The sequence below is a fragment of the Prosthecobacter sp. genome (assembly GCF_044226605.1).
Classification (GTDB): domain Bacteria; phylum Verrucomicrobiota; class Verrucomicrobiia; order Verrucomicrobiales; family Verrucomicrobiaceae; genus Prosthecobacter.
Map to the genome: position 1 here is coordinate 138,599 of NZ_JBGAGS010000005.1, position 13,067 is coordinate 151,665.

The following is a 13,067-nucleotide window of genomic DNA, read 5'->3' on the forward strand; positions in this document are numbered from 1 at the left end:
ATGCCGACGGGAGCGGACTGGAAACGTCCGCAATCCCCAGTGCGGACGCGTTATTTCACGAGGAAGAAGGCGCGGAAGGCATCCAGCAGAGGCTGGGTGGTGACGTCGAGGGAGGTCGTCTCTTCGATCCAGCGGGACTGAGGATCGAGGATGTAGTTTTGGTAGGCGGCGGTGGCGGGGTCGGCATCGCCGCTCCAGAGGCGGAGGCGTGAGCCGGAGGTGAAGGGCTGCGAGCCGGGAGTCTGCGGAGTGGCAAGGCCGGTGCTGAGGAGCGAGGTGCCGGAGGTCTGCGGCAGGGCGAGAGCGGTGGTGCGGACTTCACCGACGAAGGTGAGGGTGGCAGGTGTGGTGCGGATCTGCACGAGCATGCCTGCCTGCGGCGGAATGATGCGCGCGGCATCATCCGCGAGGGAGGAGTCGCCATCGCGCACCCACTGTGCGGTGGTGCTGGAGGCGCGCAGCCATTCGATCTGGAACTGGCTGGTGGTGGAGTCGAAGAACATGATGCGGTCGGCCGAGTCGGACGCAGCCGAGGACTGAAGAGCGGTGGCAGGGATGAGCGAGCCGAGCGTCCAGTGAGGACGGATGCGGACATGAGCGCTGGCGAGGGCGGCGCCTGGAGCCGTGGTGAGGGAGATGGTGGCGGTGGATGCGGAGGCATCGAGATCGAAGGTGCGGCCGCGAAGAGCGCCGTCCATGACTTCGAGATAGTAGCTGGCGCCGTTCTGCAGGGAGGAGCGGATGTCTGCGCTGCCGAGGGGGAGCGTGACGGTGCGGTCCGCGACGGAGGTGACCTGACCGGCAAAGATGGCGGACTGGAGCAAGGGCATGGAGAGCGACTGGCGGCCGACCGGGAAGAGCATGCGCGCCCAGCCCTGAGCGGCGCTGAATGCGGTGGCTTCAGGCTTGCCGTCGAGATCGGCATCGAGCGTGACCTTGATGCGGAGGAAGCCACGGGAGGCACCGGCAAAGGCGGCGTCCACGGCGGCGTAGCGCTGCGTTTGCGTCTGATCCGAACTGGTGGTGGTGGCGGGGTTGATGGCCAGGGTGGACCAGGTGGTGAGATCGCTGCTGCCTTCAAGGTAGCAGCGCACATCCGCGTGGCTGCCGGAGGCACGGGTGAGGACGGCATCGACGGCACCGGTGACGCTGTTGCTGACGAGAGAGAAGCGGGAAGCACCGAGGCCGCTGCCGCCGGGGGTGCCGAGGACGTATTCGAGGAGATTGGACATGCCATCGCCATCCGGATCGTCATTGGGGCTGCTGAGTCCGGCCAGGGAGTTCTGCGTCTGCCAGTCGGTGAAGGTGGCGGGAGCGGTGGCGGCAGAAGTGGAGGCGGGGTTGAGGGCGAGATTGCGCTTCTCCTCGATGCCAAGCGGGCTGCCGACGAGAGGCTGGAAGCCGAAGTCGATGGTCATGATGCCGGAGTCGTCCGAGACATCGTCCATGAAGGACTGGAAGCCATTTTCACCGGAGTTCACGGTGAGGGAGGTGTTCAGCGGCATGGTGCCGTAGGCGAGATTGATGAGGCCGGAGGAGACGCCGGTGCTGGAAGGCGTGGTCATGTCGGCACCGTTTTCGTCGAGGCGGTCGTCCTTGCTGGTGTCCGCGGTGGTGGTGGGCTGGACATTGCCCGTGCCAGGAGCGGAGGTCATGCCATCGAGCGCAGCACCAGCGGCGAAGTTTGACGCAGGAATGTGAACATAGTAGGCGGCAGGCGAGGTGGCGTAGAGCATGTAGGTGCCGTCCGCGGCGGTGACGGCGGTGGAGACCGGAGTGTCGGTGATGGCCTGTGCCTGCTGGAAGAGTTTGACGGTGACGTTTGCCAGCGGCGAGTCGATGCCGGACTCGAAGGTGCCGTTGAGGTTGACGTCTTTGAAGACGAGGTTGCCAACCATGAGCTTCTGGGGCTTGAGGCCGAGATCGATGGTGAGGTCGATATTGGCATCATCCGCGTTGTCGCTGGTCCGGTCGAAGCCGGTTTCGCGGCCGTCGGAATCTGTCGGCAAGGAGCCGGAGACAAGGGAGAAGGCGCTGGTGACGGCACCGGTGGTGGAGGGGTCTGCGGCAGGAAGAAGGTTCTGGTTCAGGTTGTCGTCGCTTCCGTTGGTGGTGAGGGTGCTGGGGACGAGGAAGCCCAGTTTGCCGGTGACGCTGAACTGCGAGGCAGGGATGCGGACGAAGTAGCTCTGCGGAGCGATGGCAGGCGGCGCATAGAGGATGTAGGCGCCATTGGCGTCCGTGGTGGTGGTGCCGACGACGGTGGTGTTCTTGGTGCCGTCGTCATAGACGAGCTCGAGGGACACGCCGGAAAGCCCGGTGTCTACTCCGGCCTGGAACTTGCCATCGGCATCAGCATCGCGGAAGACGAGATTGCCAACGCCGAGGCGGGTGGCGAAACCGAAGTCGACGGTGAGATTGGAGTTGGCGTCATTGGTGTCATCCGAAGCGCCCTGGAAGCCACCTTCGAGCGAGCCAGCAGGAGCGGCATTGAGCGTGAGGGTGACGGGCATGGCGGTGATGCCGACCTGCTCAGGATTCTGAGCGTCGACGCCGTCTTCACCGATGTTGTCATCGCCTACATTGACCTGATAACCGCGCAGAGAAATCTTCTGATACAGCGGGCCGGGGCCGACGGGACCGCCATTGATGCTGACGGAGGGTTTGAAGTTGTTTGCAGCGACGTGGACGGTGTAGGTGCCGGGGTTGAGATTGCCGAAGTAGTAGCGGCCACTGGCATCCGTGACGGTGCTGCGGATGTAGCTGCTGGAGCCGGCGGTGCCGGTGCCGGAGTAGAGCAGCATCCAGACGCCGGAGACGCCTTCGCCGGAGTCTGCGACGCCGTTGTTGTTGGCATCCAGGAAGACGAGATTGCCCACGCCCATGAGATTGGTGACCACGCCGCCGGTGAAGCCCATGTCGATGGAGAGATCCACATCGGCGTCATTGTAGGCATCCTGCGAAGAGAGGAAGCCGGACTCGCCGGTGGTGGAGAGAGGCTCGGTGCCGTAGGCGAGCGCGAAGGAGATGGAATTGACACCGGTGGTGATGGGGGAGCCTGCATCGAGGCCGTTTTCATCCACATCGTCGTCCTTGCCATTGTCGTCGCCGAAACCAAGCATGCAGGAGGTGCCGCTGAGAGGAGCGCCGGTGGCAAACTCGGAGGCGGGGATATTGATGAAGTACTGGCCTTCCACGTAGGTGCTGAGCAGGAAGGTGCCGTCGAGGCCGGTGGTGGTCTGGGACACCGGCGTGGCGGTGGCAGGATTGTCACCCACCTTGAAGAGGCGCACGCTCACGCCGGCGACGCCGATGTCCTGGCTGTCGTAGTGACCGTTGGAGTTGACGTCGCGGAAGACGAGATTGCCCACGCCGAGAGGTTTCGGAGCGAAGCCGAGGTCGATGGTGAGATTGACGCTGGCGTCCTCAAAGTCGTCGGACTCGGAGTAGTAGCCGGTTTCATTGGTGGCAGCGGTCGGGGCCTGGTTTGGCAGGACGGTGAAGAGCGGAGTGCGTGCGCCATCGACCAGCACGGACGTGATGGTGTAGCCGTCCTGAGCGACGTCGTCATCGCCGACCGTGGTGGAGACGGTGGTGCCGGAGGAAGGCTTCGAAGGCACGAGATTGTCGAGAGCGGCGGCGTCCTGGAAATTGGAAGCAGGGACGCGGACGTAGTAGGAGCCGGGAGCCACGCTGAAGTAGTAGAGACCGCCGCCGTAGGTGGTGGTCGTGGTGACGGGAGCGGTGGCGTTTGCCACGCTGGACCACAGCTCGACGGTGACGCCATCGATGCCGATTTCGGTGGCAGGATCGAAGACGCCGTCATTGTTGGCATCGCCGAAGATGGTATTGCCAATGCCGATGTGAGGGACAAAGCCGAGGTCGATGGTGAGATTGGTGGCGGCGTCGTCGATGTCGTCGCTGGAGCCGAGGTAGCCGCCTTCCTGGCTGCCGGTGGGGGCATTGGCGGGGCTGAGCTCGACCACTGCGGTCTGGATGCCATTGTAGTTCGGGCTGCCGTCGTCGATGCCGTCTTCGCCGAGATTGTCATCTCCGGTCTGAGTGCCGAAGACGCTGGAGTAGCCGTAGAGCGGCGAGCCGAAGTCAAACTGGGAGGCAGGCACGCGGACGAAGTAGCGGCCTGGGGTGAGGTCGGAGAAGAGGTAGCTGCCGTCTGAACCAGTGGTGGTGGTGGCGACCGGGGCATCGAACGGAATGAAGGCGCCTTCGGCGTAGAGTTCGAGACTGACTCCAGCAACGCCTTCGCCGGCATCGGCACGGCCATTGTAGTTGGCGTCCTTGAAGACGAGATTGCCAACGCTGACGGCGTGGAAGAAGCCGAAGTCGACGGTCAGATCGGTGTTTTCGTCCTTGGCGTCGTCGATGAAGGCGTCGTAGCCGAATTCACCGAGGGAATCGGTAGGCTCGTCTCCGGGAGAGAGATGGAAAGGAGCGGAGACAATGCCGTAGGTGGCGGGATCGGCGACATCGATGCCGTTTTCATCGAGGTTGTCATCGATGCCGTTGTCACCGCCGTCTCCGGGCAGGGAGCGCCAGCCGGAGAGAGGCTTGCCGGCGGCGAACTCCGTGGGCGGGATGAAGATGCGGTAGTCGCCTTCGACGAGATTGCTGAAGAGGTAGGTGCCGCCATTGGTGGTGGTGAGGGTGGAGAGAGGCGGAGCGGTGAGAGGATCGACCGAGGCGTCGAAGAGCTGCACTTTGACACCGTCCACGCCTTCGCCGACATCGAAGGTGCCGTTGCCATTGAGATCCACGAAGACCAGGTTGCCGACGCCGACGGCATTTGGATTGGTGGGTGCGAAAGCGAAGTCGATGGTGAGGTCGAAGTTGTTGTCATCAAACGAATCGAGGTCGTTGAAGCGGCCGGTTTCGCCGGTGGAGTCGGTAGGCTCGGCATCCACGCCGAGGGTGAAGACGGCGCTGCTGATGCCATTGAGGAAGGGAGCGGAGTCGTCGATGCCGTTTTCGTTGCCGGGGAGATTGTCGTCCACCACGCTGGTGATGCTGCTGACACCCGTGACGGATGTGAGGCCGCTGAGCGGATGGCCGGGCTCGAACTGCGAGTAAGGAATGTGGACGACGTAGCTGCCTGCGGGCAGAGCATTGAAGAAGTAGGCGCCGCCATCGGCGGTGATGGTGCTGAAGAGAGGGACGCCGAAGCCGGGAGTCTGGTCGCCGCGGAAGAGTTCCACGGTGACGCCGTCCACGCCTTCGCCCACGTCGGCGAAGCCGTTCTGATTGGTGTCGATGTAAACGAGGTTGCCGACGCCGACTGGAGTCTGGAAGCCGAAGTCGATGGTGAGGTCGATGGCGGCGTCATCCTGGTTGTCGGAGGTGCCTTCAAAGCCGGTTTCGCCGCTGTCGTCGGTGGGTGCATTGCCGGGATAGAGGCTGATGACGAGGGAGGAGACGCCGTTGAGTGTCGGATCGCCATTGTTGATGCCGTCTTCACCGACGTCGTCATCACCCGCGAGACCTTCGAGGATGCTGATGCGCTGGTAGAGCGGGCCGCCGGACTTGAACTGTGAGGATGGGATGTGCACCAGGTAGTTGCCGGGGCGGAGGAAATTGAAGCCGTAGCGGCCGGCGGCATCGGAGGTCTGGATGGCGAGAGGATTGTCCACCTCAGGGAACTGAGTGTCTGTGTACAACTCGAGCTTCACGCCGGGAATGCCTTCGCCGGTGTCGTAGTGGCCATTGGAGTTGCTGTCGGCGAAGACCATGTTTCCAAGAGCGACCGGGCGGAAGAGACCGATGTCCTGGGTGAGGTCGATTTCGATGTCATTGAGATCGCTGGAGGAGTCGAAACCCGTCTCGATGCCAGTGTCGATCGGAGCCTGCTCACGAACCAGATTGATGGTGCCAGTGCGGACACCGGTGATCCACGGCGTGTCGGTCGGCAGGGCCTTCTGCCCGACATTGTCATCCCCGGCCGAGACAACGGGGAGGCTGAAGAGACCGCGGAGATTGCCCGTGGATTCAAACTGGTAGGCGGGGAGATAGATGAAGTATTGTCCCTGCCAGAGATTGCTGAAGAGGTAGAGGCCGCCATTGGCCGTGACGGCGGAGGCCACGGGCTGGGTGACGCCGGGCGTGTCTCCCACGCGATAGAGCTCGATGGCCACGTCATCCCTGCCCTCTCCGACATCGAAGCGGTTGTTGCCGTTGTCATCCACAAAGACCAGGTTGCCGATGCCCATGATGCCAGGCTCAACGAAGCCGAAGTCCACGGTCATGTCGCCATTGGCATCGACGGTGTAGTCATCGAGTTCGCCGCCGCGGCCGGACTCCGTGCCAGTGTTGCCGTTTCCAGTTGGCTCGGTGCCAGGGGTGAGGGTGATGAGGGGGCTCTTGACGACGGTCTTGGGACCACCGGGCTGGCGGCCATTGTCATCGCCATCGATCTGATCATCCAGAGTCGAGGAGATGGGGCTGCTGTAGCCGCTGCCCGCCAGAGGGAGGCCATCGACGAAGTTGGACTCAGGGATCTGGAGCTGATAGACGCCGGGCGCCTGGCCGGAGAAGTAGTAGAGGCCGTTGCTGTCCGTGTAAGTCCAGCCGACGAGGAATTCGGCGCCGTCAGCGGAGCTGCCATTCAGATCCTGCCAGAGCTCGACGCGGACACCGGGGATGCCGATTTCAGCGGCGTCCTGGATGCCATTGGCATTGTCATCATTCCACACGAGGGAGCCGATGGAGACGGAATCTGGAAGCGGCGCAAACGGACGGCCGATGGCGAGGTCACGCGGGCCGGACCAGATTTCGAAGTTGGGGCCTGGAGGACGCGGGATCGGAACTTCGAAGATTCTGACGGTGCCATTGGGCGCCGTGGCGACGTCCACGCTGAGGAGGGAGCCGCTGATGTAGCTGCTTGCATTGATGGGCTTGTCCCAGTGATAACCGGCGATGTAGAGGCGATTGTCGGCAGGATTGAACTCGACATCGCGGGTGTCCACCAGGCCCTTGCCAGCGCTGGAGATGGTGCCGATGAGCTGGGGCTGACCGGGGGCCGAAGGCGTGGCGATGTTGACGCTGAAGACTTCGCCGTCGGTGCGGTTCACGCCGTAGAGGGTGCTGCCCTCGATGTCGATGCCGGAGATCAAAGCGATGGGCTGACCGCCCGGGACCATGGCGATGAGCTGGGTGTCTGTAACGATGGTATTGAGCAGGGCGCCGGTGGTGGTGCTGTAGCGGCGCACTTCACGAATGTCATTGGTCTGGACGACGAGGTAGAGATTGCCATCCGGACCGAAGTTCATGTCCTCCACGCCGCCCTGGGAGATGAAGGTGTAAGGAGCGGTGCCGATGGGCTTGCCGGGAGTGGCGCCGCTGGGGCCCTGGAAGCGGACGATGCGTGCGCCGTTCAAGTCAAAGACGTAGAAGTTGCCGTCAGGACCGATGGCGAACTGAGTAACGAGACTCATGCTGGCGGTGGAGTTGTCGAGCACGGCGCCGAGGTCCACACCGGCGGGGCTGATCTTGCGGAGGTTGCTGGCGCCGTAGTGGGCGACGTACCAGTTGCCATCCTGGCCGAGCTCCATGCCGTAGGGGACATCGCCATAGTCGGCATTGCCCTGGCTGAGGCTGTTGCCAAAGGCGGAGACGAGCGAGCCCGCATACAGTCCGGTGGAGGCATTGAAGGTCTGGATGCTGTCCGCCTGGGTGGCTGAGACGTAGATGCTGGGGGTCATGTTGACGAACCCGAAGTCGATGGATGTCTCGTTGTAGGTGCCGCCGGTGGTGCCTGGCTCAGCACCCGGTGTGAGGGTGATGACGGGGCTGTTCACGGCACCGCCGCTGAGCTGGAGGCCGTTGTCGTCATTGTCCACGCCATTGTCCTGGAAGGTGGTGTTGCTGCTGGAGAGAGGCTGCGCGGCGGGAGCGGTGGGGATGCGCACAAAGACCTGCAGAGGAGGCACGGAGGTGAAGAGATAAGAGCCGCCGCCGCTGGTGGTGGTGGTCTGGAGAAGGGTGTCGTCTGTGCCGCCGATGCTGTTGTCAGCGCCGACATTCCAGAGCTGCACGGTGACGCCATCAATGCCGGGCTCGCCGACATCGCGGAGGCCGTTGTCGTTGGTGTCCTGCCAGACGAGATTGCCGACGCTCATGCCGCGGAAGAGGCCGAAGTCGATGGTGTTGTCGGTATCGGCATCGCCATCGTCCACGGTAGGTTCGCCACCCTTGGTGAGGGTGATGACAGGAGAGTAGGCAGGAGTGCCGGGGCCGCCGGGCTGGGAGGCGGCGTTGTTGTCATTGTCCACGCCGTTGTCGAGGTTCACCGGATTGCCGCCGATGATCTGCAGGGAGTTCGACATGATGACCCGCATGAAGAAGTAGCCGGGCTGCAGATTGTAGAAGCTGTAGCTTCCCTGGGCATCGGTGGTGGTGCTGCTGAGCAGGAGATCGCTGTTTGGACCACTGCCGCCGATGGCGTGGTCTGCGCCGGGGTCCCAAAGCTCGACGGTGATGTTGCTCAGGCCGGGTTCGCCGACGTCCTTGACGCCATTGTAGTTGCTGTCGTCAAAGACGGTGTCTCCGAGGCTGAGGCCCTTGACGAGGATGGAGTAGGACTGGGTGGCGGAGCAGTTGTAGGCATCCGTGCTGCGGACGGTGAAGCTGGCGGTGCCGTACACCAGCGGCGCACCGGAAACGAGGCCGCTGGAGGACACCGAGATGCCAGCAGGAGGAGAGCCCGCGATGACCGTGTAGGTGTAGGGACCGGTGCCACCGCTGGAGCTGAGCTGCTGGCTGTAGGAGGCGCCATAGTAGGCGCTGGGCAGCGTGGCGGGAGTGATGGAGACCGAGGGACAGGCCACGGCCAGCGTGTAAACGATGGTGTTGATGCAATTGAAGGAATCCGTGACCTTCACCGTGAAGGTGGAGGTGGAGGCCTGGGTGGGAGTGCCGGAAATGACACCGGCGGAACTGAGGGAAAGACCGGAAGGAAGCGTGCCGGCGGAAACGGTCCAGGTGTATGGGGCGCTGCCGCCGATGGCGCTGAGAGCCGTGGAGTAGGACGTGCCGACCACGCCATTGGAAAGCTGCTGCGGAGAGATGACCAGGCTGGGGCAGACGATGGTGATGGAGTAAGGCTGCGTGCCGGGAGCGCCATTGGCGTCCAGCGCCTGCACGGTGAAATTGTAAGTGCCGGGGCTGGCGGTGGTGGTACCGGAGATGAGGCCACCGGAGGAGATGGACAGGCCGGTGGGCATGGTGCCGGTGAGCTTGCTGAAGCTGTAAGGAGCGGTGCCGCCGGTGGCGCTGAGCTGCTGGAAGTAAGGCACCAGACGCACGGCATCCGAGAGAGTCGTCGGCGTGATGTAGATCGGCGGATAGTTGACGGTGAAGGTGTAGCTCTGCGTGGAGGCGCAGCCGTCTGCATCCGTGGCCTTGATGCCAAAGGTGTAGCTGCCAAGGCCGGTGGGAGTGCCGCTGAGCACACCGCCGCTGGAAAGCGTGAGGCCGGCAGGCAGGACGCCGGAGGCCAGGCTCCAGGTGTAAGGAGAGGTGCCGCCGCCGACGCTGAGCGTCTGCGAGTAGGAAGCATACTGGGTGCCTGCAGGAAGCGGCACAGGGCCGATGGAAAGCGTGGGGCAGGCAATGACGATGGCAAGGGCCTTGCTGGCGGAGCAGCTGACGCCATCGGTGGCACGCACGGTGAAATTGTAGGTGGCGGGCACCGCAGTGGGCGTGCCGGAGATGAGGCCGCCGGTGCTGAGGGAGAGACCTGCAGGCAGCGCACCGGAGATGATGCTCCAGCTGTAAGGCGATGTGCCGCCGGAAGCGGAGAGCTGCTGGCTTGGGTAGGCGACATTCTTCGAAGCGCTCGGGAAGGTCGGCGCAGTGATGGTGAAGGAAGGGCAGTTCACCGTGATGGAGTAGGCCGAGGTGCGGGCGCAGCCGTTGGTGTCCGTGGCTGTGACGCTGATATTGTAAGTGCCGGGAGCGCTGGAAGGCGTGCCGCTGAGAACGCCGCCGCTGCTCAAAGTCATGCCGGTGGGCATGGTGCCCGTGAAGCCCCAGGAGTAGGGAGAGGTGCCGTTGCTGGCGGTGAGAGTCTGCGGCGTGTAAGCGGCGTACTGCGTGGCGGCAGGCACGGTGGCGGGAGAGAGCGAGATGGTGGGACAGGTGACCGACCAGGTGAAGGAGGTGTCAAGGAAGCAGCCGTTTGCGTCCGTGGAGCGAACGACAAATGTGTAGGTGCCGGGAGCGCCGGTGACGGTGCCGGAGAGCAGGCCGCCGGCGGAAAGAGAAACGCCGTTTGGCAGCGTGCCTGAAGCGCGGTTGTAGGTGTAGGCCGCCGTGCCGCCCGTGGTGGAGAACTGCTGGCTGAAGACGGTGTTTTGCTGGACAGAGCTGAGCGTGGTGGGAGAGAGGGTGAGGACCGGGCAGACGACATTGAGCGTCATGGCCTGCGTGGCGGAGCAGTTGGAGGCGTCCACGGCCTTCACGGTGAAATTGTAGGCGCCGGTAGCGGCGGTGGCCGAGCCGCTGAGCACACCACCGCTCGAGAAGGTGATGCCGGCGGGCAGCGTGCCAGTGGCGATACTCCAGGTGTAGGGTGCGGTGCCGCTGGAGGCGGTGAAGGTGGTGCTGTAAGCTGTGGCCTTCAGCGCATTGCTCAACGTGGTGGGCGCGATGGTGATGACCGGGCAGGAATGGACGCCGAAGTCGATGGTGTTTTCCGTGTTGGTGGCGCCAGTGCTGCCGGGCTCGCCACCGGCGGTGAGCGTGAACACCATGCTGTTGATCAGCGAGCCTGCACCGCCGGGCTGCGAGCCGTTGTTGTCATTGTTCACCCCATTGTCCGTGCTGACGACGACACTGCTGGCCAGCGAGTAGGCGGCGGGAGGCGTGAGGCGCACGTAGTAGCTGCCAGCTGTGTACACTTTGAAACTGTAAGCACCGGTGCTGAGAGTGGTGGTGGAACTCAGCACGGTGTCCGCATTGAGACCGGTGCCGCCGACGGCATTGTCCGCGCCTGGGCTCATGAGATCGAGCTGCACGCCGGTGACGCCGGTTTCGGTGGAATCCTTGAGGCCGTTGTTGTTGGCGTCGTTCCAGACGAGGTCACCGACGGTGATGCCGGTGAAGAGGCCGATGTCGATGGTGCTGTTGGTGCTGGTGCCGTCTCCGTCCACGCCAGTGCCGGGCTCGGTGCCGACCTGGAGATCGATGACGGGGCTGTAAACGAAGGTGCCGGCGCCGCCGGGCTGGCTGCCGTTGTTGTCACCGTCCACGTCGTTGTCGAGATTCACCACGACGCTGCTGACGCCCGGCACGCTGGCGGTCGGGGTGACACGCACGTAGTATTTGCCCGGGACGAGATTGGTGAAGGCATAGGCGCCTGCGCTGCTGGTGAGCACGCTGGCACCGACCTGGGTGTCCGCATTGGCGCCGGTGCCGCCGATAGCATTGTCCGCGCCGGGGCTGAAGAGCTGCACGGTGGCGGAGCTGATGCCGAGCTCGCCGACATCGCGGAGGCCGTTGCTGTTGACGTCGTTCCACACGAGATTGCCGATGCCGACCCATGGCGAGACGGAGCAGGGCTCGGTGGCGATGGTGTTCACGCCGGAAGGATCGGTCACAAAGGAGCCTTCGGTGGAACCGGGGGTGTAGCTGAAGGAGGTGAGCGCGCCATTGCTGTCGTAGGCAGGTGCGCTGCTGAGGTCCACCATGTGGAGGATGAGGCCATTGCTGCCGCCGGTCTGGATGCCTTCCCAGGTGGCAGCATTGACACCCATGGAGGCCCAGTTGGCGGCGTTGTTCACGCGGCTGACATCGAGCACGCACTGGAAGCGGACGCTGCTGCCGGTTTCGGTGACGAGATTCTGCAGCACGTCAGCCGAAGTGGTGCTGCCGGGCGCGCTGCTGACCATGAGGTTCGCGGCAGTCTGCCAGCTCTGATAGCCGAGCGTGGTGTCATACTTGTAGATGGTGACGATGGGGCTGGAGCGGGTGATGCCATTGATGTAAACGATGGCGTGGTCCGCAGTGGCGGGATTGGAACCGGTGCTGACGACGAACCAGAGGGCATCCACCTTGCTGGCGCCGATCTGGTTGAAGGTCATGTCCAGAGCGAGACGGCTGAGCGCGGCGTCGTAGATCAGGTTCACGCTGTCCATGTTTGCCACACCTCCGGGGGTGTAGTTGAAGTCGTAGGCCTGGGCGGGCGTCCAATCCGAGGACTGGCTGAGGATGCCGTCACGATTGGTGTCTGTGGCGAGGAAGTGATAGCAACCGGTGGCGCTCGGACCGCTGGCCTTGAAGCCGAAGTCGATGGTCATGTTGCCATTGTTGTCGTCGGTATCGTCGAGGGTGTTGAAGGCGCCGCTTTCGCCGTTGCTGTTGATCGGCTCGCCCGAGTCGGAGAGGGAGATCAGCGAGCTGCTGATGCCGTTGACGGCGGGCTGGGCGTTGTCGATGCCGTCATCGTTGCCGACGATGTTGTCATCGATGTCGTTGTCGGAGGAGGTGGAGGGGAAGATGGAGATGGTGTTGACGAGGGCCTTGCCGGTGGCGAACTCGGACGCAGGGACACGCACGTAGTAGGAGCCGGGGACGACGCTGGTGAACTGATACTGGCCGCGCTTGCTGGAGGTGCTGCTGGTGGTGGTGCTGGTGACGAAGGAACCGGCGCTGTTGAGAAGCTCCACGCGCACGCCGCCGACACCTTCGCCGGAGTCATAGACGCCGTTGTTGTTGGCGTCCTTGTAAACGAGGTTGCCGATGGAGCAGAAGGTGGGGCGGAGGCCGAAGTCGATGGTGTTGTCCACATTGCTGCCGAAAGGCGCGAGCAGACTGCCCGGCTCCGTGAGGGCGGAGAGGGTGATCATCGGAGAATAGATCGGCGCGCCGGTGGCGGACTGGGTGATGCCGTTGCTGTCGTTGTCGATGCCGTTATCCGCATTGCTGCTGGTGGAGCTGCGGCGTGGGTGGGTGATCGGCGGGGTGAGCTTGACGTAGAACTTGCCCGCACCAAGTCCGGTGAAGCTGTAGAGGCCATCGCTGCCCGTGGTGAAAGTGGTGCCGACCTTCACGTCATC

Annotated in this window: 1 protein-coding gene (cut by a window edge); it reads right to left on the bottom strand. The window is 63.6% G+C overall.

Going from position 1 to position 13,067, the window contains the following annotated elements; translation table 11 throughout:
- Positions 1-50: 50 nt before the first annotated feature.
- Positions 51-13,067, bottom strand: partial view of a putative Ig domain-containing protein gene (locus tag ACILSO_RS08160; RefSeq protein WP_395736890.1) — the 3' end only. The gene runs 18,915 nt beyond the window's last position; only the last 13,017 of its 31,932 coding nucleotides appear in the window; its start codon lies off the right edge, out of view; its stop codon occupies positions 51-53.